Source organism: Streptomyces sp. bgisy130, assembly GCF_057708345.1.
On sequence record NZ_JBYISA010000004.1, the window covers coordinates 331,908 to 353,960 of the forward strand.

The following is a 22,053-nucleotide window of genomic DNA, read 5'->3' on the forward strand; positions in this document are numbered from 1 at the left end:
CTGTCCGGGGTGGACGTCAGCCATCCGGGGGAGGGCGCACCCGTTCGAGCCAAGTGCGGCACGGGTAGGGGTGGGGCGTGGGCAGGGGGGTAAGAGGGCCGCGCGGACGATCTCCCGGCCCGCTGGCTGCTGCCCCGCCAGGTAGCGCTTAGCAGCAGGACGGGGTCTTGTCCATAGCCCCCGTGGGCGAGGACTGCCGGTACTCGAAGGTAGATTCGACGGCGGGGCAGTGTTGCCGGATCGCTCCGGCGGCTGCCCGGAATCCGACGAACAGTGGCGCCAGAGGTGCCGTGGACCAGTGGGAGTGATTCGCGTGGATCGTGTCGCGCTGCGTGGGCTGAAGGCCCGGGGCCACCACGGGGTGTTTCCCCGGGAGCGCGAGGAGGGCCAGACCTTCATCGTCGACGTGGTGCTCGGTCTGGACACCCGCCGGGCCGCGGCGAGCGACGATCTCGCGAAGACCGTGCACTACGGCGTCGTGGCCGAGGAGGTGGTGGCCGTCGTCCAGGGCGAGCCCGTCGACCTCATCGAGACCCTGGCTGAGCGCATCGCCGAGCAGTGCCTCAAGCACGAGGGCGTGCAGGAGGTGGAGGTGGTGGTGCACAAGCCGGACGCGCCGATCACCGTCCCCTTCGACGACGTGACCATCACCATCACTCGGAGCCGAGTATGAAGCCCACCCGCCACCCGACCACCACTTCGCACGGGGCCGCCGCCGGGCATCCCGGTATGGGTGATCCGACCGTGCAGCCGGTGCCCGCCTCCGTAGTGGAGCAGGTGGACGCCGCCGATGTGACGCTCTCCAATCCCAAACGCGCCGTGATCTCCCTCGGCAGCAATCTCGGCAACCGCCTGGAGACCCTCCAGGGTGCCGTCGACGCGCTGGAGGACACCCCGGGGCTGCGGGTCAAGGCGGTCTCCCCGGTCTACGAGACCGTGCCGTGGGGCGTGGACCCCGGCTCCCAGCCGTCGTACTTCAACGCCGTGGTGCTGATCAAGACGACGCTGCCGCCGTCCTCCCTCCTGGAGCGCGGGCAGGCGATCGAGGAGGCATTCGAGCGGGTCCGCGACGAGCGCTGGGGCCCGCGCACCATCGACGTCGACATCCTGGCGTATCAGGACGTGCTCTCCGACGACCCGCGGCTGACGCTGCCGCACCCGCGCGCCCATGAGCGGGCGTTCGTGCTGGTGCCGTGGCACGACATCGACCCGGAGGCCGTGGTCCCCGGGCGCGGCGCGGTGGCCGAACTGCTGTCCGCGGTGGGCCGCGACGGTGTGGAACCGCGGGCGGACCTGGAACTGCGGCTGCCGGAGTAGTCGTTAAGGTTGCGGGTCGGCTCCCTGCGGGATGCATCCGTACGGACCGGACGAGGCGGCCAGGACGACAAGGACGGCCGTGACGGCGGAAAAGGTCATGACGGCGCGAGGGGCGATCGCTCGGTGAAGCAGCTACACATCAAGGTGCTGGTCGGGCTGTTTCTGGCGGCCGGGGTGCTGGCTTGGGGCGGCGCCCGGCTGTGGGACTCGTTCGGCACCCTCCCCAGCGTTCCGGTGGCCGCCCCGATCGTGCTGGCGCTGATCGCCGCGGTGCTCGCCGCCACCGCGTTCTCGCTCCGCTCGCGGCTGCGCGCTCAGCGCGAGCGCCGGCCGGGCGCCAAGGGCGTCGAGCCGATGATGGCCGCCCGGGCGGTGGTCTTCGGGCAGGCCAGCGCGCTGGTGGCGGCGCTGGTCGCGGGGCTGTACGGCGGCGTCGGCGTCTTTCTGCTGACCGCCGGGCTCGATGTCGCACCGCGCCGGGACCAGGCGATCTACGCCGCGCTGTCGGTGGTCGCCGGAGCGGCGGTGGTCGCCGCGGCGATCTTCCTGGAGCGGGTGTGCAAGCTGCCCGAGGACGACGGAAACGGGAACGGCGGGGTCGACGCTTCGGTGTGACGCCGGTCGGGGCCCGTGGAGGCGTGGTCCGGGGCAGTGGAGGCGTGGTCCGGGCCCGGGGAGCGGCGCCGGGGCGGGCCGGGTGCCGCGGCGGGCCGCCGCGCGGATCAGCCGGCGGATCCCGGGGCCGGGACGCCGGGGCCCGGGACCGTATCGAGTGACACCTTGCCGCGCGGGACCCGCGCGGCGTCCGCAGCGGTGGCACGGCGCAGCGCGGTGTGCAGCCGCGCGGGGGTGAGGACCCCCAGGAATCGGTCGCCGTCCTGGACCGCGACCCAGCCCGCGTCGTGCTGAAGCATCGTGCTCAGCGCCTGCCTGAGCGGCGCGCCGAGCGGGAGCCGGGCATCCATCCGCCGGGCGTGCTCGCGGACGGTGGTGGCCCGTGGGGCGCGCTTCTCGAAGTCCGGACCGGACCCGTCCGCCGGTGCCGCACCGGCGCCGGTGAGCGCCGCGGCCGGGACCCAGCCGTGCAGCGCCCCGTCGGCGTCCAGGACGACCGCCCAGGAGGCACCGTCGGCGGCGAGCAGCCCGGCGGCGCGGTCCGCGGGGTCGTCGAGGCGGACGACCGGGGGCCGTTCCAGGTCGCCGGGCTCGACGGGCGTGACGGAGAGCCGCTTCAGGCTCCGGTCGGCGCCGACGAACTCGGCGGTGTACGGGGTCGCGGGGGCGCCCAGCACCGTCGCCGGGGTGTCGAACTGCTCGATGCGCCCCGCCCCGTAGACGGCGATCCGGTCACCGAGCCGGACCGCCTCCTCAAGGTCGTGGGTGACGAAGAGGACCGTCTTGCGGAGCGTGGACTGAAGCCGCAGGAACTCGTTCTGGAGGTGCTCCCGCACGACCGGGTCGACCGCGCCGAACGGCTCGTCCATCAGCAGGACGGGCGGATCGGCGGCGAGCGCGCGGGCCACTCCGACGCGCTGGCGCTGTCCACCGGAGAGCTGCTCGGGGTAGCGGTCGCCGTAGGTGGACGGGTCCAGGCCGACCAGGTCGAGGAGTTCGGCGGCGCGCGCCCGGGCCTCGCTGCGCGGCCGGCCCAGAAGGTGCGGGACGGTGGCGGTGTTGTCCAGGACGGTCTTGTGGGGGAACAGGCCGACCTGTTGGATGACATAGCCGATACGGCGCCGCAGTTGCACGGGGTCCAGGGCGGATATGTCCTCGCCGCCGAGGAGGATGCGGCCGCTGGTGGGCTCGATCAGCCGGTTGACCATCTTCATCGTCGTGGTCTTGCCGCAGCCCGACGGCCCGACGAGCGTGACGAGTTCGCCCTCGGCGACCTCGAACGAGAGGTCGTCCACGGCCGTGGTGCCGTCGGGGTAACTCTTGGTGACGTGCTCGAAGCGGATCATGCATCCCCCCAGTGGTGTACGGCCATTGTGGCCGGGCGGTCGTGAACGCGGTGTTGCGGGTGCATGGCGAAGCGGCCGGTGAGCAGCGGGAGCGGGCCGGTTGTCAGTGGTCGGGGTTAGGGTCGCAGACAGTCACCGGATCGGTGAGCGACCGGGGCGGGGGAGGTGACGCGCCATGCGTGGTGGTGCTGCCGGGCCGAGCTGCCTGGAGACGAACGACTGGATCTGCGGTGAGTATCTGCGCACCCGTAGCCAGGAATTGGTGGACGCGACGGTCCAGCATCTCGGCATCACGGCCGTGTCCGTGGTGCTCGGCCTGCTGGTCGCTTTTCCGCTGGCGCTGGTGGCCCGGCGGTGGCGGGGCGCCGCGGGGCCGGTCCTGGGGCTGACGACGGTTCTCTACACCGTCCCCTCGCTGGCGATGTTCGCGCTGCTGACCCCGGTCTTCGGGGTCTCGGCGGCCGTGGTCGTGACGGGCCTGGTGCTGTATTCGCTGACGATCCTGGTGCGCAACATCCTCGCCGGTCTTCAGGCCGTGCCCGCCGAGGTGCGGGAAGCCGCCCGGGGGATGGGCTACGGCCCGGCGCGGCTGCTGTACGAGGTCGAACTCCCACTGGCCCTGCCCGCGTTGGTGGCCGGACTGCGGATCGCCACGGTCTCGACGGTGGCGATGACGACCATCGGCTCCGTCGTCGGCTACGGGGGCCTGGGCAATCTGATAGCCGACGGCATGGCGGGCTTCTTCAAGGCGGAGGTGCTGACCGCGTCGGTGCTCTGCGTGCTGCTGGCGCTGCTCGCCGATCTGCTGCTGATGGGGCTCCAGCGGCTGCTGACGCCCTGGACGCGGGTGCGCGGGCGGGCGAGGGCCGGTGCGCGGCGCGGCGCCCGTACGGCGAAGGCGGGGGGCTGAGCGATGGGGGCGATCACGGGCGCGTGGCAGTGGCTGTCGACGGCCGCCAACTGGGCCGGGGAGAAGGGGGTGTGGCACCGGCTCGCCGAGCATCTCTGGCTCAGCGGGCTGTGCCTGGTCCTCTCCTGTCTGATCGCCCTGCCGGTGGCCCTCTGGCTGGGGCACCTCGGCAAGGGCGGGGCGCTGGCGGTCAATCTGTCCAACGTGGGGCGCGCGGTACCGACCTTCGCGGTCCTGGTGCTGCTGACGCTCAGTCCGCTGGGCAAGCAGGGCGACTGGCCCACGGTCATCGCGCTGGTGCTCTTCGCGGTGCCGCCGCTGCTGACCAACGCCTATCTGGGCATGCGGGAGGCGGACCGCGATGTGGTCGAGGCGGCGCGCGGGATGGGCATGTCGGGGCCGCAGCTGCTGCTGCGGGTCGAGATACCGCTCGCCTATCCGCTGATCATGACCGGTCTGCGGTCGGCCACGGTCCAGGTGATCGCGACCGCGACGCTGGCCGCGCTGGCCGGCGGCGGCGGGCTGGGCCGGATCATCACCGCCGGCTTCGGCAACTACGACACCGCGCAAGTGGTCGCGGGCGCGGTGCTGGTGGCCGTGCTCGCGCTGGCCGTGGAAGGCGCCCTCGTCCTGGCGGAGCGGCTCCTCGACCCGATGCGGGGCCGGCGGCGCGCGGCGCGTACGGCGTCGCGGCCCACCAAGGGCACGGGCGCGGCCCCGGGTGCCCGGGGTGCCGGCGTACCCACGCCTGGTGCACCGGCCCCTGGCCCCCTGACCCCCGGTGCACCGACCCCGGCGACCGACCCCCGGGCGACGACCCGACCCGATCCGGCACGACTCGACCCGACCTGATCCGAACGGACTGAATGGTGGCATCCATGAGCAGCACGTCGCGTGTGGCGCGCACCGCGGTGGCCGCGGGCGCAGTGATCACCCTGGCGGCCGGCCTGGCCGCGTGCGGGGGCCAGAGCCTGGAGGAGAAGGGCGGCGGCGGGAAGGGCGGTGGCAAGGGCGAGCTCGTCATCGGCTCGGCCGGTTTCACCGAGTCGAAGGTGCTCGCCGAGATCTATTCCAGGGTCCTGACCGACGCCGGATACCGCACCCGGGTGCAGACCCTGGCCAATCGCGAGCTCTATGAACCGGCCCTGGAGAAGGGCCAGATCGATGTCGTTCCGGAATATGCCTCCACCCTCGCCGAATTCCTCAACGCGAAGGCGAACGGCAGCAAGGCGAAGCCCGTCGCCTCCAGTGACATCGGCAAGACGGTGAAGGCCCTGGAGAAGCTCGCCGCACCGCGCGGGCTGAAGGTCCTGCCGGCGGGCGGTGCGACGGACCAGAACGCGTTCGCGGTGAGCCGGGAATTCGCCGCCGAGAACAGCCTGAAGACCCTCTCCGACCTCGGTAAATCGAAGCAGAAGGTGAAGCTCGCCGCGGGGGAGGAGTGCGAGACCCGGGTGTTTTGCAAGCCCGGCCTGGAGAAGACGTACGGCATCGACATCACGGCGCTGGATCCCAAGGGCGTCGGGACCCCGCAGGCCAAGCAGGCGGTCAAGGACGGCACCGACCAGCTGGTGCTCACCACGACCACGGACGCCACGCTCGACACCTTCGGTCTGGTGCTGCTGAAGGACGACAAGAAGCTTCAGAACGCCGACAATGTGCTGCCGGTGGTGAATGCCGAGAGCGCCGGTGACAAGGAGATAGCCGGCGCGCTCGGGAAGCTCACCCGGGCGCTCACGACCGCAGACCTGATCGACCTGAACCGCAAGGTCGATGCCGAACGACTCAAGCCCGCGGATGTCGCACAGGCTTATGTGGAGTCCAGGAATCTGGTCAAGAAGTAACCAGCGGGAAACGGATCGGTGTGCGGGGCCCCATAGGTCCCGCACGCACGGTAAGTTTCTGGCCATGCCACGAGGACGCCACCGCCAATCACCACCCCTCCACCGGCTGCTTCCTCCCGCGACGGTCGCCGGTGCGTCAATCGCCTGCGCCGCGGGCGCGTGGTTTGTCGGCGACGATCTGGTGCAACGGGTGCTCGCCGCGGGCGCGGCCGCCGCCGCACTGACCGGCGCCGTCCTTCTGCGGACCTGGGACCGTACGGCCGGCCGGCAGGTCGCCGAACTCCACCGCGCCCGGGTGCGCGACGAGTGGCGTACCGAGGAGCGGATAGCCGAGCTCGAAACGGACGTCGAGGAATCCCGCGAGCTCAGGGCCGGCCTGGAGGCCAAACTCCGCGCCAAGCGCGCCGAGTTGGCCCGGCTGCGCAGCGAACACGCCGATCTGCTCCGCCGGTACGCCACCGCCGAGACCGAACGGGCCAGCGCCCTGGAGGGCCGCCGGCTGCTCGCCATCGAGGCCGCCGCCCCCGCCAAGGCGCTGCCGGCCGTCGCCGGTCTCTCCCTGGCGCTCCATGCGTCCCCCAAGCTCGCGACCCCGCACCCCAGTTCCCCGCTGCACCGGGACAAGGGCGACGGCCCCGCGCAGGACGCAGCGTCCCGCGCAGGGGCGGCCGCCGTCCCGGCCCGGCGCGCGCCCGCCACGACCCCGGACCGCCCGGCCCCCGCCACCTTCGCGCAGGCCGACCAGGCGCTGCGCCGGCTGGCGCGCAACGCCGCCCGGCAGCGCGCCGCCCAGAAGGCCGCGCAGCTGTCGAAGAGCGGCGCCGGGGCCGACGGGGCCGCCCGCTCCGGACCGCCCGCCGCCCGCGACGCCCAGGGCGGCCAGGACGGTGAGCAGGGCCGGGGGAAGGCCCCGGCGGCAGCCGCACCGCGCACGGGCGAGGCCGGCCCCGCCCGTACGGCCACCGCCGCCGGACCCGCGCTCCGCCCGGTGCCGGCCACCGCCGCTGCCATCGCCCCGTCCCGCCCCACCGCGTCCCGCGCGACGGGCGGCTTCGACTTCTTCGGCAACGCGACCGCCGCCAGCCCCCCGCTGGAGGAGGATCTGGCGGACGTCGTCGGAGAAGAGGCCCTCGCCGAACAGTCCGCCCGTACGCAGCCGGCGGAGCCCGAGGCCGGGGACACACAGGCCGACGGGGCGACGACCACCGGCAGCGGCGAGGTCATCGATCTGACCGCCCACGACGAGACCGAACAACTCGACCTCGCCCCGCTGCGCACCGCCATCTCCTGACCCGGCCGCACAGGCCGACCGCCCAGCCCGACCACACAGCCACCCGGCCCCGGAGCGTTCCTCAGCTCCGGGGCCGGACCGTTTTCCGGGGCGGCGGATCGCTGTCCACAGGCTGTGGACGGCCGGCGGCGCGTACGACCGCCGAGCGGGCCTACTTGTCGATGTCCCCGACCACGAAGAACAGCGAGCCGAGAATGGCGACCATGTCGGCGACCAGGGTGCCCGGGAGGAGCTCCACCAGGGCCTGGATGTTGTTGAAGGACGCCGAGCGCAGCTTGAGGCGGTAGGGCGTCTTGTCGCCCTTGGAGACGAGGTAGTAGCCGTTGATGCCGAGGGGGTTCTCGGTCCAGGCGTAGGTCGCGCCCTCGGGGGCCTTCAGGACCTTGGGGAGCCGCTGGTTGACCGGGCCCGGCGGCAGCTCCGCGAGGCGGTCCAGGCAGGCGTCGGCCAGCTCGAGCGCATTGTGGCTCTGCGCCAGCAGGCACTCGAAGCGGGCCAGGCAGTCGCCCTCCTCCCGGGTGACGACCCGGAGCGTGGACCCCAGCTCCCCGTACGCCAGATACGGCTCGTCGCGCCGCAGGTCGAAGTCGACACCGGAGGCGCGGGCGATCGGCCCGGAGACCCCGTACGCATGCACCGTCTCCGGCGCGAGTACCCCGACCCCGCGGGTCCGGCCGCGGAAGATCTCGTTGCCCAGGACCAGGTTGTCGTAGACGTCCATCCGGGAGCGCACATCGGCCACCGCCTGCCGGGCCCGGCCGAGCCAGCCGGCCGGCAGGTCCTCCTTGAGGCCGCCGACGCGGTTGAACATGTAGTGCATCCGGCCGCCGGAGATCTCCTCCATGACGGTCTGGAGTTCCTCCCGCTCCCGGAAGGCGTGGAAGACGGGGGTGATGCCGCCCAGCTCCAGCGGGTACGAGCCGAGGAACATCAGATGGTTCAGCACGCGGTTCAGCTCGGCGAGCAGGGTCCGCGTCCAGACGGCACGCTCGGGCACCTCCATGCCCAGCATCCGCTCGACGGCCATCACCACGCCCAGCTCGTTGGAGAACGCCGACAGCCAGTCGTGCCGGTTGGCGAGCATGATGATCTGGCGGTAGTCGCGCGCCTCGAAGAGCTTCTCGGCGCCGCGGTGCATATAGCCGATCACCGGCTCGGCGTGCTGGATGCGCTCGCCGTCCAGGACGAGGCGCAGCCGCAGCACGCCATGCGTCGAGGGATGCTGCGGGCCGATGTTCAGCACCATGTCGGTGCTCTCCGCCGCGCCGCCGATGCCGACCGTCGTCTCCGTCATGGGAACAGTCTTGCAGGACGCCCGCCGGGCAGAAGCCCTGGCCCTCAGGCGTCCCACCCCTTGAGCAGCCCGGCACATTCCCCGCCCACCGGCTCCACGAGCCAGCCGAAACCACCCAGGCCCGCCGGGTCGGTCAGCTCCGCCGCCGCGCCGGCCGTGCTGAGCGCCCGCAGGTACCCGGCCGGGTCACTGGAGGCCAGGGTCAGCGGCGGGCGCCGGCCGGTCACCCCCAGGGCGTGCAGCGCCGCGCGCTGGGTCAGCCGCTCCGCCGACGGCCCGGCGCAGGCGTCCAGCGCCACATGTGCCGTGATGTCGCAGCTGCCGTCCGGGACGGGCGGCACCTCGCGGCCGTCGCGGAAGCCGGTGAGCGTGCCGAACAGCGGACGGTCGCCCCGTTCGTGCGCGTAGTCGGCGGCGACGGCCAGTCCGGCGCGCAGCGTACGGACGGCCCGTGCCCAGGCCGCGTCCCGGGGGCGGCCGATCTCGGCGCGCAGCCCGGGGGAGCCGCCTCCGGTGGCGTCGGCACTCAGGGGCGGCGCCCACCAGCGGCGGAGCCAGTCCGCGTCCGCGCCGTCCACCGGCTCGCCCAGCCGCTCCGTGCCATCGGCGCGGACGAGCACCCGGCGCGCCACACCGTCCTCATCCGTCTCGACGACCTCGACCGGCACATTGTCGAGCCATTCGTTCGCGAACAGCAGCCCGGTGACCGAACCCGGCGCGGGCAGCTCGCCCCGCCAGTCGATCCGCGGATCGAGCCCCTGGGGGCGCGTGGCGCGCTCGACGGCATACGGGCGCACCCGTGCGGACACCTCCGCGGGCAGCGCGGCCAGCACGCCCGTGAGCAGTTCGCCGCGCCCCGCGCCCACATCGACCAGCGCCAGCTCGTCCGGCCGGCCGAGCGCGGCGTCGACGCGGCCCAGGAGCGCGGCGACGGCACCCGCGTAGAGCGGCGAGGCATGCACGGAGGTGCGGAAGTGGCCGGCCGGGCCGGGGCCGCCGGGCCGGGTGTAGAAGCCGTTGTCCGGGCCGTACAGCGCCCGCTCCGTGGCCTCGCGCCACCCGCACCACTCGTTCGTCATCTGCCCCACGGTACGGGCGGGCGTCGGCCCGGCCGACGGCACGAGGTGCCATCCGTCCAGCGGTCCGCCACAGGTGGTGCAGACAGCCTCCACCTTGGGGAGTAGGCCCGGCGCCCAGGATCGCTCGTGCGGTTGACTCGTACACGTATTCACGGTGCCTACGCTGGGTTACGTGCAGCGCCTCTATGACTTCCTCCGCAGGCACCCGACAGGGGTGGACACCTTCTGGGCCGTCCCCCTCTTCGGGTTCACCCTCCTGTGGGTCACGTTCCAGACCTCCGGCGCCCCGCAGGCCATCGCCTTGATCTTCACGATCGGCCTGTGCCTCGTCGTCGCGCTGCGCCGCAGGGCCCCCGTGAAGATGCTGCTGCTGACCGCCGCCATCGGCGTCGGCCAACTGGTCTTCGGCATCGAGGCCAACCCCGGCGACGCCGCGATGTTCGTGATCACCTACACCGTCGCGTCCGGGCCCACGGTCCCCCGCTGGGCCTCCCGCTCTGCACTCATCGGCGCCGTCTTCGGTCCCGCCCTCTCCTTCTGGCGCTTCGGCGAAGGTGCCTACGGCCGGGCGGGCGTCGGGGCGAGCCTGTTCATCACCGTGCTGCTCACCGTGCCCTTCGTGCTGGCCTGGGTGCTCGGCGACTCCATGCGCACCCGCCGCGCCTACTGGGCACAGCTGGAGGAGCGGGCCGCCCGGCTGGAGAAGGAGCGCGAGGCGCAGTCCCGGATCGCGGTCGCCGCCGAGCGCGCCCGTATCGCCCGCGAACTGCACGATGTCGTCGCCCACAACGTCTCGGTGATGGTCGTCCAGGCCGACGGCGCCGCCTATGTGTTCGACACCGCGCCCGACCAGACCCGCCAGGCGCTGGAGACGATCTCCGGCACGGGCCGCCAGGCACTGGCCGAAATGCGCCGCCTGCTGGGCGTCCTCCGCACCGGCGAGCAGCCCGAGAGCGGCGAATACGTCCCCCAGCCGGGCGTCGAGCAGCTCACCGACCTCATCGACCAGGTGCGCAGCGCGGGACTGCCGGTCGACTTCCGGCGGGAGGGCGAACCCCGCGAGGTGCCCAGCAGCGTCGAACTGACCGTCTACCGCATCGTCCAGGAAGCGCTCACCAACACCCGCAAACACGGCGGCCCCCATGTCGGCGCGACCGTCCGGCTCTCCTACCGGGACGACGATCTCGATCTGCTCGTCGAGGACGACGGGCGCGGCGCGCAGCGCGAGCTCTACGAGGAGGGCGGGTCGGACGGCCTCGGCCACGGCCTCATCGGGATGCGCGAGCGGGTCGGCATGGTCGGCGGCACCCTGACCGCGGGGCCGCGGCCGGGCGGCGGCTTCCGGGTCAGCGCCGTGCTCCCGTTGAAATCGGCACGATGAGGAGGCCAACCGCTCAGGCCGGAACGGCGTCCTCCGTTGCGGACCACCGGCGCACCCGCCACCCGCGCTCACCCCGTACGCTCAGCCCCACTCCTGTCCGAAGGGACCCTTGCACATGACCATCCGCGTGATGCTCGTCGACGACCAGGTGCTGCTGCGCACCGGTTTCCGGATGGTGCTGGCCGCACAGCCCGACATGGAGGTCGTCGCGGAGGCGGGCAACGGTGTGGAGGCCCTGGAGGTGCTGCGCGGCGCCCAGGTCGACGTGATCCTCATGGACGTCCGCATGCCGCATCTGGACGGGGTGGAGACCACCCGCCGGATCTGTGAGGGCGGGCAGAAGAAGGACGCCCCCAAGGTGCTCATCCTGACCACCTTCGACCTCGACGAGTACGCCTTCTCCGCGCTGAAGGCCGGGGCCAGCGGCTTCATGCTCAAGGATGTGCCGCCGAGTGAACTGCTCGCCGCGATCCGGGCGGTGGAGAGCGGCGACGCGGTCGTCGCGCCGTCCACCACCCGCCGGCTCCTCGACCGGTTCACGCCGATGCTGCCCGCCACCTCCGGCGAACCGTCCCGCCCCGAACTGGACCGGCTGACGGACCGCGAGCGGGAGGTCCTGCTGCTGGTCGCCCAGGGCCTGTCGAACGGCGAGATCGCCGCACGGCTGGTGCTCTCAGAGGCCACGGTCAAGACCCATGTCGGCCGCATCCTGACCAAGCTGAGCCTCCGCGACCGGGTCCAGGCGGTGGTCCTGGCCTATGAGACGGGGCTGGTCCGGGCTGGGGGGACGGGGGCTTAGGGCTCGGCCTATGGGGGCGTGCGTATGAGGCCTGCGTGGTGGGGTGGTTGACGACCGGCGGGCGGGGTGGCGGGCCGGGGACGTACGAGCCCCCGCGCGGTACCGGGCTGTTGAGCGTGGCCCGGGGCCGGAGCCCGCTGGGCCCCCGCCCTCAGCGCAGCACGCCCTCGAGGAAGTCGCTGCCCAGGCGGGCCACCACCTGGAGGTCCAGCTGGTGGAGCACATAGCGCCCACGGCGCCGGGTCTGGATCAGGCCGGCCTTCTTCAGCGTCGCGATATGCCGGGACACCTCCGGCGAGGTGCTGCCGAACGCCTCCGCCAGCTCCCCGGTCGAATGCGGCCCCCGCGACAGCGTGCGGCACAGCTGCATCCGCATCGGGTGGCCCAGCGCCTCCAGCCGCTGCTGGACGAGTTCCAGCGCGGCCGGCGCCGGCAACTCCGGGCTCGCGACGGGGTACTGGAGCACCGGACGCCAGCCCCGGGCATGGGCGAACACCAGATGCGGCCAGCCGAACGACGTCGGCAGGAAGGTGACGCCCGGATCCGCGGGGTCCGCGAACGCCGTCGTACGCCCCTGGGCGAGCTTGTCGAGGACGATGCGGGTGCTGCTGCCGCCGCCACCGTCCTGGGCGTCCTCCAGCCACAACGCCCGTGAGGTCGCGGACAGCGTCTCGGCCAGGCCCTTGCGGCGCAGCAACTCGGTCTTGTGCCGGGCATCGGCCGCCAGCTGGATGCCCACCCGGCGCCAGATGTCCCCGAAGAACGCCTCCTCGCAGTCCTCGAACAGACGGCGCAGCCACACCCGCAGGCCGTCGGGGTCGGTGAGCATCCGGTCGGTGAAGGCCGCCTGCCGGGGGCCGCGCGCGGCGGCCATCTCCCGTATGCGCGCCCGCTCGCCCGCGTCGACCAGGGGCGACGGGGTGGGCTGGGTGTAGCGCGGCGAGCAGGTGATCTCGAACGCGGCGGCCACGAACCGCTCGTCGTCGATCTTGTCCAGCTCGTCCAGGTCCTCGGCCAGCGTCGCCCCGGGGCGGGCCGGCAGCAGGATGTCGGAACGGGAGGACCGCCACAGGATGTCCGCCTCGCACAGCCGGTCGGCGAGGTCGGTCTTCAGCGCCGCGTTGGTGGCGGTGACCCAGCCGTGCAGCCCGGGGTGGTGTCCCGGCTCGGACAGCGCGTGCAGCGCGGCGCCCAGCTCCGCCAAGGGGGACGGGGTGAAGACGACGCGGTCCGGCGGCAGCCCGGTGATGTCGATGACGTTGGCCATGCGCCCATCATGCGCGAGGCTCCCACCTGCGCGGACGCCAATTGACGGCTCTCGTCAATCCACGCGCCCCGCGCGGCCGGACCGCCGCACAGTGAGGCATATGAACGCCGGTCAGCAACACCTCCTCGACCTCTACCGCGCCGCCCAGCGAGGCGAAGCCGCACCGCCCGCCCCGGGCACCCACACCGTCCGGACCGCCCGCGAGATCCGGCAGTGGCACCGCTTCCGAGCCGTCGTCACGGCCCCCGCCGACCACCTGCCGACCCGCATCCGCCGCGCCGTACGCTCAGCCGCCACAGCCCTGCTCCACCGGGACGCCGGCGCCGCGGGTGCCCGGGACGGCGCACCCGCCCGCCTCGGCTCCTGAAGGCCCATCCCGGCTCCTGGCCGCGCGCATGACCTCGTGATGAACCACCTCACCTCCCGGCCACGTGCCTCGCCTCGTCATGACCCGCCTCACCTCCTGTCGGCGCGCTTCACCTCGTGACGACCCACCCCAGCTCCTGACGCCCCACCTCACCTCCAGCCGTGCTCACCCACCTCAGCTCTCGCCAGGTCCGCCCGCCGCACCCCCTCCCGCGCGCCGCACAAGGTTCATGAAGTCCACGAACTCCCCGGTCGCCGACCTGATGTCGCCCTCCGTCCAGTCCAGGGCGCCGGCGCCGACCGTGAGTTCCGTCATCGACACCCCGGGCGGGCCGGCCGGCCCCGGCTCGTCCCAGTGCCCGAACAGCGCGGTGCCGGTTTGCTCCGCCTGGCGCACGACGGCCTCGTTCAGCAGCTCGGGCGGGTGCGGCAGCCACACCTGGAACTGGTGGGTGTGCGGCACCGCGGGGTGCACCCGGAACCACGGCACACCGGCCTCGGCCAGGCCCTCGCCCAGCGCACGGGCCACCACCTTCGCGTGGGCCACGTACTCGGGCAGCCGCGGCAGCTCACGGTCCAGCCCGGCCAGGGCGGCCAGCGCGGCCGGCCACTGCTGGAACAGCCGGCCGCCGTACCGGTGGCGCCAGGCCCGCGCCTCCTCGGCGAAGTCCTCGGTGCCCGCGAGCGCGGCGCCCGATATGCCGCCCAGCGATTTGTAGAAGGAGACATACACACTGTCCGCGAGGGCCGCGATCTCCGGGAGCGGGCGGCCGAAGTGCGGGCCGCACTCCCACAGGCGCGCGCCGTCGAAGTGCACCACCGCCTCGCGGTCCCGCGCGGCCGCCACCGTCGCGGTCAGCTCGTCCCACGTCGGCAGCACGAACCCGGCGTCCCGCAGCGGGAGTTCGAGGGCGAGGGCCCCGAACGGCTCCGGCAGGTCGTAGATCTCCGCGGCGGTCGGTGGCCGCGGCGCGTGGCTCGGATGCACCATGCGCAGCCCGCTGACCACCGCCCAGGCATCGCCCTCGTGCACCTCCATGTGCGACAGCGGATGGCCGGCGACCGTCGCATTGCCCGTACGCCCCGCCCAGCAGCGCAGTGCCACCTGCTGGGCCATCGTGCCGGTCGGGAAGAAGACGGCGGCCTCCATGCCCAGGGCGCCGGCGGTCCGGCGCTCCAGCTCGCCGATGATGCCGTCGTCGTTGCCGTAGAGGTCCGTCCAGCCGTCCAGGTCGTAGGCGGCCGGGGCGTCGGCCACCAGGCGGTCCAGCCGCTCGCGGACCGTCTCCCTCCGGACGCCGGTCGGCAGCACCCGCCGCGCACCGCGCAACGCCGCCCGCATCCGCTCCCGCCCCACGCGAGCACCACCCGCCGCAGCGTCTCCCGCCCCGCCCGAAGCGCCGCCCGCCACCTCGCCCGAAGCTCCGTCCGCCACCTCGCCCGACATGCCGCCCGGCGCCCCGCCCGAAGCCCCCCGCGAGCCCCCGTCCGTGTCGCGTCCGCCTGCTTGCCTCATCCGCCTCACACCCCCCGGTCCTGCCCTTGCCCCGCGCCTTCGCGCGCCGTCGCATCGATGGTCGCCCAGCCCCGCGCGGCCCCGCGACCCCTGTGGATAACTCCCGGGAGAGACCCAGGTCTCACCTTCCGCACAGCTCTGAAGTCACCGGAAACACTCGCGTAGCATGGCCAGGAATCGTCCGGTACCCCCCGCGGACTGGAACGGAAGGCCATAGCCGCGTGAATGCACCCCCACCCCTCGAGGCCCAGGACCGACCCGCCCGGCTGACCGTCGGGGTCGTGGGCGCAGGCCGTGTCGGGCCCGCCCTGGCCGCCGCGCTTCAGCTCGCGGGGCATCGCCCGGTGGCCGTGTCGGGCGTGTCCGACGCCTCCGTACGCCGCGCCGCCGAGCTGCTGCCCGACGTTCCGCTGGTCCCCCCGGCCGAGGTCCTCGCCCGCGCCGACCTGGTCCTACTGACCGTCCCCGACGACGCCCTGGCCGGCCTGGTGAGCGGCCTCGCCGAGACCGGTGCCGTACGGCCCGGCCAGCTGCTGGTGCACACCTCGGGGCGGTACGGAACGGCGGTCCTGGACCCGGCCACCCGGGTCGGCGCCCTGCCGCTCGCCCTGCACCCGGCCATGACGTTCACCGGCACCTCCGTGGACGTCCAGCGGCTGGCCGGCTGCTCGTTCGGGGTGACCTCGCCCGACGAGCTGCGGATGGCCGCCGAAGCGCTGGTCATCGAGATGGGCGGGGAGCCCGAGTGGATCGCGGAGTCCGCCCGTCCGCTCTACCACGCGGCGCTGGCCATCGGCGCCAATCACCTGGTCACGCTCGTCGCCCAGGCGATGGAACTGCTCCACGAGGCCGGGGTGCAGGCCCCGGACCGGATGCTGGGGCCGCTGCTCGGCGCCGCCCTGGACAACGCGCTCCGGTCCGGTGACGCGGCGCTCACCGGCCCGGTCGCACGGGGCGACGCCGGCACCGTCGCCGCCCATATCGCCGAGCTGCGCCGGCACGCGCCGCAGAGCGTCGCCGGGTATCTCGCCATGGCCCGTACGACCGCGGACCGGGCGCTGGACCACGGTCTGCTGAAGCCGGAGCTGGCCGAGGACCTGCTCGAAGTGCTCGCCGACTCCGGCGACGGCCCCGGCACCACCCCGGGCGCCCCCGACACCTCCGGCCCGGACCCCGACGCACCCGGCCACGGCCCCGAGGGAGGCGACCGATGACCGCCTCGCCCCTGAGCCCGCCCCCCGAACCGGGCCCCCACCCGGACGCCACTCCGGCACCGGACAGGTCCGTGCCCCAGGAGCCCGTGAACCAGGAGCCGGACCAGCCCATGGACGAGAGCCGCCCCACCCAGCCGGCCCGCCCCACCCGGCCCGTGCGGCTCCTCCACACCGCCGCCGCCCTCCGCGAGGAGCCCCGGGGCACCGGAGCCCGCGCCGTCGTCATGACCATGGGCGCGCTCCACGAGGGCCACGCCACCCTGATCCGCGCCGCCCGCCGCCGGGTCGGCCCGCAGGGCCAGGTCGTCGTCACGGTCTTCGTCAATCCGCTCCAGTTCGGTGCGGGCGAGGACCTGGACCGCTATCCGCGCACCCTGGACGACGACACCGAACTGGCGGCCGCCGCGGGCGCGGACGTCGTCTTCGCCCCGTCCGTCGACGAGGTCTACCCGGGCGGGGAACCGCAGATCCGGGTCGCCGCGGGCCCCATGGGCACCCTCCTGGAAGGCGCCAGCCGCCCCGGGCACTTCGACGGGGTGCTGACCGTCGTCGCCAAGCTGCTGCATCTGACCGCGCCGGACCTCGCCTTCTACGGGCAGAAGGACGCCCAGCAGCTCGCCGTCATCACACGCATGGCCGCCGACCTCAACTTCCCCGTCGAGATCATCGGCGTCTCCACGGTGCGCGAGGAGGACGGCCTCGCCCTCTCCAGCCGCAACCGCTACCTCTCCGCCCCGGAGCGGCGCACCGCGCTCGCGCTGTCCGCCGCGCTGTTCGCGGCCCGCGACCGGCTCGCCGCCGAGGAGGCGCTGCGCGCCCGCGCCGCCTCCACGGGCCACGCGGCACAGGACCGGGCCGCGGCGCTCGCCGCCCTCGGCGAGGACCGGGCCGCCGCCGACGCGCACGCCGTCGCCTACGCCGCCGCCGGACCCCCGCACGGCCCGTCCGTGGCCCGCGCCGCGGCCCGTGCCGTCCTGGACGACGCCGCCCGGCTGGAGCCGCCGCTCACCCTCGACTACCTGGCCCTGGTCGACCCGTCCGACTTCACCGAGATCCCGGACAGCTACGAGGGCGAGGCCATCCTCGCGGTCGCCGCCAAGGTCGGCACCACCCGGCTGATCGACAACATCCGTCTCGACTTCGGAGCCGGGCGCTCCGGACCGGCGCCCGCCCACCAGGACGGAACCCGCACGGACGCCGCCCCTTCCGACGCACCCGCTACACCTCCCCCCACCCCCCAAGGCCCCCTCGGAGCGACCCGATGACCGCCAACGGAACAGGTACCGACCCCGGCCCCGCAGCAGGCACCGGCATACGCCTGACCGCCCCCGCCCCCGGCTGGTCCATCGCGGCGGATGTCGTCGTGGTGGGCTCCGGGGTGGCCGGGCTGACCGCCGCGCTGCGCTGCGCCGCGGCCGGCCGCCGGACCGTCGTCGTCACCAAGGCCCGGCTGGACGACGGCTCCACCCGCTGGGCACAGGGCGGGATCGCGGCCGCGCTCGGCGACGGCGACACCCCGGAGCAGCATCTGGCCGACACCCTCGTCGCGGGCGCCGGACTGTGCGACGAGTCCGCCGTGCGCACCCTGGTGACCGAAGGTCCGGACGCCGTCCACCGGCTGATCGGCACCGGAGCCCGCTTCGACACCGCACCGGGCAGCGACGAGATAGCGCTCACCCGGGAGGGCGGCCACCACCGCCGTCGTATCGCGCACGCCGGCGGCGACGCCACCGGGGCCGAGATCTCCCGAGCACTCGTCGAGGCGGTCCGCGCCGCCGGGCTGCGCACCATCGAGAACGCGCTGGTCCTCGACCTGCTCACGGACGCCGAGGGCCGTACGGCCGGTGTCACCCTGCACGTCATGGGGGAGGGCCAGCACGACGGCGTCGGGGCCGTACACGCCCCGGCGGTGGTGCTCGCCACCGGGGGCATGGGGCAGGTCTTCTCGGCGACCACCAACCCGGCGGTCTCCACGGGCGACGGGGTGGCCCTGGCGCTGCGGGCCGGCGCCGAGGTCTCCGACCTGGAATTCGTCCAATTCCACCCCACCGTCCTGTATTTGGGGCCGGAAGCGGAAGGCCAGCAGCCGCTGATCTCCGAGGCCGTACGGGGCGAGGGCGCCCACCTCGTCGACGCCGACGGCACCCGCTTCATGGTCGGCCGGCACGAACTCGCCGAGCTGGCCCCGCGCGACATCGTCGCCAAGGAGATCATGCGCCGGGCGCACGAACAGGGCGTCGGGCACATGTATTTGGACGGCCGGCACTTCGGCGCCCCGATGTGGGAGACCCGTTTCCCGACCATTCTCGCCGCCTGCCGCAGCCATGGCATCGACCCGGTCACCGAGCCGATACCGGTCGCCCCGGCCGCGCACTACGCCTCCGGCGGCGTCCGCACCGATCTGCGCGGGCGCACCACCGTCCCCGGCCTCTACGCCTGCGGCGAGGTCGCCTGCACCGGCGTGCACGGCGCCAACCGGCTGGCCTCCAACTCCCTTCTGGAGGGCCTGGTGTTCGCGGAGCGGATCGCCGCGGACATTGCCCACACCCCCGCCCCGCAGGTCGCGGCGAGCGGCGCGCCCGGCGCACCCGCGGACGGGGCGCGCCCCGCCCCGCAGCCCGCGCCCCGCACCGCCCTTCCGCTGCTCGCCCCGGACACCCGTACGGCCGTGCAGCGGATCATGACCGCCGGTGCCGGTGTGCTGCGCAGCGCGGAGAGCCTCGCCCGTGCGGCCGCCGAACTGGACCGTCTCCAGCGGGAGGCGGCCGTGGCGGCCGGCCCAACGGGCCGTGGCGAACCGGCCGGTGCGGCCGCCACCGGGAGCGTGGCCGGCCGCGCCGACCGCAAGACCCCCGAGCCCGGCGTGGAAGCCTGGGAGGCCACCAACCTGCTGTGCGTGGCCCGGGTGCTGGTCGCCGCCGCGCAGCGCCGGGCGGAGACCCGCGGCTGCCATTGGCGCGAGGACCACCCGGACCGGGACGATGTCTCCTGGCGCCGCCATTTCCGCATCACCCTGGATGCGGACCGCGCGCTGACTCTGCATACGACGGAGACCGCCGAGTTCCCGCCGACGGCCACCTCGTAGCCACCGCTTCCACCGCCTGCCAAGACAGACCGCACCGCACACCCCACCTCCCCGAATACGGAGCGCACCCCGTGAGCAGCACCTCCGACGACCTCCCCCTCCTCCAGATCGGCGGGCCCACCGGCGGCGCCTCCGCCGGTGGCTGCGGCGATGCCTGCGGCTGCGGCGGCGACGACGGCTCGTTCGACCTCGACCCGCTGAGCTGCGGTCTCGACCCCGACCTGGCCGCGCTCCTGGTGGCCGCCGGCCTCGACCCCGTCCAGGTCGAGGACGTGGCCCATCTCGCCCTGGAGGAGGACCTCGACCAGGGCGTGGACGTCACGACCGTGGCGACCGTCCCCGAGGACGCCGTCGCCACCGGCGACTTCACCGCCCGCGAGGCCGGTACGGTCGCCGGTCTGCGGATCGCCGAGGCGGTGCTCTCCCTCGTCTGCACCGAGGAGTTCGCGGTCGAGCGGCACGTCGAGGACGGCGACCGGGTCGCGGCCGGCACCAAGCTGCTGAGCGTCACCACCCGCACCCGCGACCTGCTCACCGCCGAGCGCAGCGCGCTCAACCTGCTGTGCCTGCTGTCCGGCATCGCGACCGCGACCCGGGCCTGGGCGGACGTCCTGGAAGGGACGAAGGCCAGGGTCCGCGACACCCGTAAGACGACGCCGGGACTGCGCGCCATGGAGAAGTTCGCGGTGCGCTGTGGTGGCGGCGTCAACCACCGGATGTCGCTGTCCGACGCGGCGCTGATCAAGGACAACCACGTGGTCGCGGCGGGCGGCATCGCCGAGGCGTTCACGGCCGTACGGACCGAGTTCCCCGGGGTGCCGATCGAGGTGGAGGTCGACCGGATCGACCAGATCCCGCCGATCCTCGCCGAAGGTGCCGACCTGATCCTGCTGGACAACTTCACCCCCGAGCAGACCCGGGAGGCCGTGGCCCTGGTCGCCGGCCGGGCGATGCTGGAGTCGTCGGGCCGGCTGACCCTCGACAACGCCCGCGCCTACGCCGAGACCGGCGTCGACTACCTCGCGGTGGGCGCGCTCACCCACTCTTCCCCGATCCTCGACATCGGCCTCGACCTGCGCGAGGACGACGGAGCGGGCGACCGGGGCGCAGCCGACGATGTGCGTGAGGACCACTGACCGCCATGCTCCTGACCATCGACGTAGGAAACACCCACACGGTTCTCGGCCTGTTCGACGGCGAGGAGATCGTCGAGCATTGGCGGATCTCCACCGACGCCCGGCGCACCGCCGATGAGCTCGCCGTCCTCCTCCAGGGCCTGATGGGGATGCACCCGCTGCTCGGCGACGACCTGGGCGACGGCATCGAGGGCATCTCCATCTGCTCCACGGTGCCCTCCGTCCTCCACGAGCTGCGCGAGGTCACCCGCCGCTACTACGGCGACGTGCCGGCCGTCCTGGTGGAGCCGGGCGTCAAGACGGGCGTGCCGATCCTCATGGACAACCCCAAGGAGGTCGGCGCCGACCGGATCATCAACGCCCTGGCGGCCGTCGAGCTCTACGGCGGTCCCGCGGTGGTCGTCGACTTCGGTACGGCCACCACCTTCGACGCGGTGAGTGCGCGCGGCGAGTACGTCGGCGGTGTGATCGCCCCGGGCATCGAGATCTCCGTGGACGCGCTGGGCGTCAAGGGCGCCCAGCTCCGCAAGATCGAACTGGCCCGGCCGCGCAGCGTCATCGGCAAGAACACCGTGGAGGCCATGCAGTCCGGCATCCTCTACGGCTTCGCGGGCCAGGTCGACGGCGTGGTCCAGCGCATGGCGCGGGAGCTGGCCGACGACCCGGACGAGGTGACCGTGATCGCCACCGGCGGGCTGGCGCCGATGGTGCTCGGTGAGTCGTCGGAGATCGACGAGCACGAGCCGTGGCTCACCCTGATCGGTCTGCGGCTCGTCTACGAGCGGAATATCGCCCGCTCCTAGCGGAACACCGCCCGGTCCTAGCGGAACACCGCCCGGTCCGCGGACGCCATTCCGCGCCGGATGATCGGTGGTGCGGCTCGCGGCCGCGCCACCGTTCACGAATTAAGCGTCTTTTGTCGGAATTGGTCGTAAAGTCGCCACATGCCAATGCCAAACGGAACCCGCGGCGGCATGGCGTTCAGCGCCGATGAGTTGCGTGTGCTCCGTCGCGCCCTCGCCCATGCCCTGAAGACGACGTCCCCGTCCGCCCCGCTCGCCGCCCTCGGGCCCGAGTGGTCCCAGGACATCCAGGAATACCTCCGGCTGGCCGAGGCGGTCGACGAGGCGGTCCGCGAAGGCGGCCGGCTGCGCGCCTTCCTCCTCGCCGACCTCGCCCGCTACCGCGAAGCCCTGCCCGGTTCGGCCACCGGTTATCTCGCGCAGCTCAAGGAGGCGCTGGCAGTGGGCCATGTCCCCGGCCCCGACGATCTCGCCGCCCTCCGCTCGCTGCCGCGCTCCGGCGGAAAGGCCGAGTGTGAGCGCCGCAGCGCCCTGCTGCGCCACTGCGAGCAGCTCGCCGAACAATCCGTACGGACCCGGCTGCGCGCGCTGCCAGGCGGCCGCTCGGCCACCCGCGGCGGGCGGGAACCGGAGCCCGAGCGGAAGCCGAAGCCGGAGCGCAAACCGGAGCCCGCGCCGGCGCCGCAGCCCAAGCGCCCGCAGCGCGACCGCCCCATCCCCACGCCGGGCGAGGTCTTCCCGCCCCGCCGCAAGCCCGCCCCGCCCCCCGAGAGCCGCACCGCCTGAGCGC

The 22,053-nt window shown here is 73.6% G+C and carries 21 protein-coding genes; 16 read left to right on the top strand and 5 right to left on the bottom strand.

The features are described 5' to 3' along the window. Window positions 1-313: 313 nt before the first annotated feature. From folB to AC3EUV_RS08750, 3 genes are all read left to right on the top strand, one after another. Window positions 314-673: a dihydroneopterin aldolase gene (folB, locus tag AC3EUV_RS08740; protein ID WP_387247550.1), complete on the top strand. Its 360-nt coding sequence runs from the start codon at window positions 314-316 to the stop codon at window positions 671-673. Beyond that, window positions 670-1,317 (top strand): 2-amino-4-hydroxy-6-hydroxymethyldihydropteridine diphosphokinase, encoded by a 648-nt coding sequence (folK, locus tag AC3EUV_RS08745; protein WP_432146446.1) that lies wholly within the window; start codon window positions 670-672, stop codon window positions 1,315-1,317. The genes folB and folK overlap by 4 nt, the downstream gene beginning before the upstream one ends. Before the next feature lie 123 nt (window positions 1,318-1,440). Then, window positions 1,441-1,932, top strand: a complete 492-nt coding sequence (locus tag AC3EUV_RS08750; protein ID WP_387247548.1) for a DUF3180 domain-containing protein — start codon at window positions 1,441-1,443, stop codon at window positions 1,930-1,932. A 107-nt stretch (window positions 1,933-2,039) separates the two neighbouring features. On the opposite strand, the gene AC3EUV_RS08755 is transcribed toward AC3EUV_RS08750, so the two are convergent. Continuing rightward, a complete protein-coding gene (locus AC3EUV_RS08755; protein WP_435602573.1) occupies window positions 2,040-3,278 on the bottom strand; it encodes an ABC transporter ATP-binding protein in 1,239 nt (412 codons plus the stop codon). Between the two features lie 175 nt (window positions 3,279-3,453). Between AC3EUV_RS08755 and AC3EUV_RS08760 the strand changes: the two genes are divergently transcribed. The 4 genes from AC3EUV_RS08760 to AC3EUV_RS08775 all read left to right on the top strand — a co-directional run bounded on the left by AC3EUV_RS08760 (window position 3,454) and on the right by AC3EUV_RS08775 (window position 7,323). Continuing rightward, the gene (locus tag AC3EUV_RS08760; protein ID WP_432146448.1) at window positions 3,454-4,188 is read left to right on the top strand and encodes an ABC transporter permease; all 735 of its coding nucleotides are present in this window, start codon (window positions 3,454-3,456) and stop codon (window positions 4,186-4,188) included. A gap of 3 nt (window positions 4,189-4,191) precedes the next feature. After that, window positions 4,192-5,040 (top strand): ABC transporter permease, encoded by an 849-nt coding sequence (locus AC3EUV_RS08765; RefSeq protein ID WP_435602574.1) that lies wholly within the window; start codon window positions 4,192-4,194, stop codon window positions 5,038-5,040. Window positions 5,041-5,066: 26 nt separating this feature from the next. Beyond that, window positions 5,067-6,032 (top strand): ABC transporter substrate-binding protein, encoded by a 966-nt coding sequence (locus tag AC3EUV_RS08770; RefSeq protein ID WP_435602575.1) that lies wholly within the window; start codon window positions 5,067-5,069, stop codon window positions 6,030-6,032. A gap of 64 nt (window positions 6,033-6,096) precedes the next feature. After that, window positions 6,097-7,323, top strand: a complete 1,227-nt coding sequence (locus AC3EUV_RS08775) for a hypothetical protein (RefSeq protein ID WP_435602577.1) — start codon at window positions 6,097-6,099, stop codon at window positions 7,321-7,323. A 151-nt stretch (window positions 7,324-7,474) separates the two neighbouring features. Here the strand turns inward: AC3EUV_RS08775 and AC3EUV_RS08780 are convergent, their stop codons facing one another. After that, window positions 7,475-8,617 carry an NADH-quinone oxidoreductase subunit D gene (locus AC3EUV_RS08780; RefSeq protein ID WP_432146452.1) on the bottom strand — a complete coding sequence of 381 codons (1,143 nt, stop codon included), beginning with the start codon at window positions 8,615-8,617 and terminating at the stop codon, window positions 7,475-7,477. A 44-nt stretch (window positions 8,618-8,661) separates the two neighbouring features. Next, a complete protein-coding gene (locus AC3EUV_RS08785; protein ID WP_435602578.1) occupies window positions 8,662-9,696 on the bottom strand; it encodes an SAM-dependent methyltransferase in 1,035 nt (344 codons plus the stop codon). Window positions 9,697-9,868: 172 nt separating this feature from the next. Between AC3EUV_RS08785 and AC3EUV_RS08790 the strand changes: the two genes are divergently transcribed. Together AC3EUV_RS08790 and AC3EUV_RS08795 are read left to right on the top strand one after the other, a co-directional pair. Next, the gene (locus tag AC3EUV_RS08790; RefSeq protein ID WP_432146454.1) at window positions 9,869-11,077 is read left to right on the top strand and encodes a sensor histidine kinase; all 1,209 of its coding nucleotides are present in this window, start codon (window positions 9,869-9,871) and stop codon (window positions 11,075-11,077) included. A 115-nt stretch (window positions 11,078-11,192) separates the two neighbouring features. Next, on the top strand, window positions 11,193-11,876 hold the full coding sequence (locus tag AC3EUV_RS08795; protein ID WP_432146455.1) for a response regulator: 684 nt from the start codon (window positions 11,193-11,195) through the stop codon (window positions 11,874-11,876). Window positions 11,877-12,027: 151 nt separating this feature from the next. Here the strand turns inward: AC3EUV_RS08795 and AC3EUV_RS08800 are convergent, their stop codons facing one another. Next, complete coding sequence (locus AC3EUV_RS08800) at window positions 12,028-13,143, bottom strand: DUF5937 family protein (protein WP_435602579.1); 1,116 nt, start codon at window positions 13,141-13,143, stop codon at window positions 12,028-12,030. 100 nt (window positions 13,144-13,243) lie between these two features. Between AC3EUV_RS08800 and AC3EUV_RS08805 the strand changes: the two genes are divergently transcribed. Beyond that, the gene (locus AC3EUV_RS08805; protein WP_432146457.1) at window positions 13,244-13,510 is read left to right on the top strand and encodes a hypothetical protein; all 267 of its coding nucleotides are present in this window, start codon (window positions 13,244-13,246) and stop codon (window positions 13,508-13,510) included. 174 nt (window positions 13,511-13,684) lie between these two features. On the opposite strand, the gene AC3EUV_RS08810 is transcribed toward AC3EUV_RS08805, so the two are convergent. Further along, the gene (locus AC3EUV_RS08810; protein WP_435602580.1) at window positions 13,685-14,956 is read right to left on the bottom strand and encodes a threonine aldolase family protein; all 1,272 of its coding nucleotides are present in this window, start codon (window positions 14,954-14,956) and stop codon (window positions 13,685-13,687) included. 290 nt (window positions 14,957-15,246) lie between these two features. On the opposite strand from AC3EUV_RS08810, the gene AC3EUV_RS08815 reads away from it, so the two are divergent. From AC3EUV_RS08815 to AC3EUV_RS08840, 6 genes are all read left to right on the top strand, one after another. Continuing rightward, the gene (locus tag AC3EUV_RS08815; RefSeq protein WP_432146459.1) at window positions 15,247-16,239 is read left to right on the top strand and encodes a Rossmann-like and DUF2520 domain-containing protein; all 993 of its coding nucleotides are present in this window, start codon (window positions 15,247-15,249) and stop codon (window positions 16,237-16,239) included. Between the two features lie 110 nt (window positions 16,240-16,349). Further along, window positions 16,350-17,504 carry a pantoate--beta-alanine ligase gene (panC, locus tag AC3EUV_RS08820; protein ID WP_435602592.1) on the top strand — a complete coding sequence of 385 codons (1,155 nt, stop codon included), beginning with the start codon at window positions 16,350-16,352 and terminating at the stop codon, window positions 17,502-17,504. Continuing rightward, on the top strand, window positions 17,501-19,324 hold the full coding sequence (locus tag AC3EUV_RS08825; RefSeq protein ID WP_435602581.1) for an L-aspartate oxidase: 1,824 nt from the start codon (window positions 17,501-17,503) through the stop codon (window positions 19,322-19,324). Before panC ends, AC3EUV_RS08825 begins: the two co-directional genes overlap by 4 nt. A 71-nt stretch (window positions 19,325-19,395) precedes the next feature. Further along, window positions 19,396-20,460, top strand: coding sequence for a carboxylating nicotinate-nucleotide diphosphorylase (gene nadC / locus AC3EUV_RS08830; RefSeq protein WP_432146461.1), 1,065 nt, complete (start codon window positions 19,396-19,398; stop codon window positions 20,458-20,460). Window positions 20,461-20,465: 5 nt separating this feature from the next. Further along, window positions 20,466-21,263: a type III pantothenate kinase gene (locus AC3EUV_RS08835; protein WP_432146462.1), complete on the top strand. Its 798-nt coding sequence runs from the start codon at window positions 20,466-20,468 to the stop codon at window positions 21,261-21,263. 171 nt (window positions 21,264-21,434) lie between these two features. Then, window positions 21,435-22,049: a hypothetical protein gene (locus tag AC3EUV_RS08840; RefSeq protein ID WP_432146470.1), complete on the top strand. Its 615-nt coding sequence runs from the start codon at window positions 21,435-21,437 to the stop codon at window positions 22,047-22,049. Window positions 22,050-22,053 lie beyond the last annotated feature (4 nt).

What these genes read in the sequence shown, in the direction of transcription:
- folK (WP_432146446.1), top strand. Translation starts at nt 670, where the DNA reads ATGAAGCCCACCCGCCACCCGACCACCACTTCGCACGGGGCCGCCGCC.
- AC3EUV_RS08755 (WP_435602573.1), bottom strand. Translation starts at nt 3,278, where the DNA reads ATGATCCGCTTCGAGCACGTCACCAAGAGTTACCCCGACGGCACCACG.
- AC3EUV_RS08760 (WP_432146448.1), top strand. Translation starts at nt 3,454, where the DNA reads ATGCGTGGTGGTGCTGCCGGGCCGAGCTGCCTGGAGACGAACGACTGG.
- AC3EUV_RS08765 (WP_435602574.1), top strand. Translation starts at nt 4,192, where the DNA reads ATGGGGGCGATCACGGGCGCGTGGCAGTGGCTGTCGACGGCCGCCAAC.
- AC3EUV_RS08770 (WP_435602575.1), top strand. Translation starts at nt 5,067, where the DNA reads ATGAGCAGCACGTCGCGTGTGGCGCGCACCGCGGTGGCCGCGGGCGCA.
- AC3EUV_RS08775 (WP_435602577.1), top strand. Translation starts at nt 6,097, where the DNA reads ATGCCACGAGGACGCCACCGCCAATCACCACCCCTCCACCGGCTGCTT.
- AC3EUV_RS08780 (WP_432146452.1), bottom strand. Translation starts at nt 8,617, where the DNA reads ATGACGGAGACGACGGTCGGCATCGGCGGCGCGGCGGAGAGCACCGAC.
- AC3EUV_RS08785 (WP_435602578.1), bottom strand. Translation starts at nt 9,696, where the DNA reads ATGACGAACGAGTGGTGCGGGTGGCGCGAGGCCACGGAGCGGGCGCTG.
- AC3EUV_RS08795 (WP_432146455.1), top strand. Translation starts at nt 11,193, where the DNA reads ATGACCATCCGCGTGATGCTCGTCGACGACCAGGTGCTGCTGCGCACC.
- AC3EUV_RS08800 (WP_435602579.1), bottom strand. Translation starts at nt 13,143, where the DNA reads ATGGCCAACGTCATCGACATCACCGGGCTGCCGCCGGACCGCGTCGTC.
- AC3EUV_RS08805 (WP_432146457.1), top strand. Translation starts at nt 13,244, where the DNA reads ATGAACGCCGGTCAGCAACACCTCCTCGACCTCTACCGCGCCGCCCAG.
- AC3EUV_RS08810 (WP_435602580.1), bottom strand. Translation starts at nt 14,956, where the DNA reads ATGTCGGGCGAGGTGGCGGACGGAGCTTCGGGCGAGGTGGCGGGCGGC.
- panC (WP_435602592.1), top strand. Translation starts at nt 16,350, where the DNA reads ATGGACGAGAGCCGCCCCACCCAGCCGGCCCGCCCCACCCGGCCCGTG.
- AC3EUV_RS08825 (WP_435602581.1), top strand. Translation starts at nt 17,501, where the DNA reads ATGACCGCCAACGGAACAGGTACCGACCCCGGCCCCGCAGCAGGCACC.
- AC3EUV_RS08835 (WP_432146462.1), top strand. Translation starts at nt 20,466, where the DNA reads ATGCTCCTGACCATCGACGTAGGAAACACCCACACGGTTCTCGGCCTG.
- AC3EUV_RS08840 (WP_432146470.1), top strand. Translation starts at nt 21,435, where the DNA reads ATGGCGTTCAGCGCCGATGAGTTGCGTGTGCTCCGTCGCGCCCTCGCC.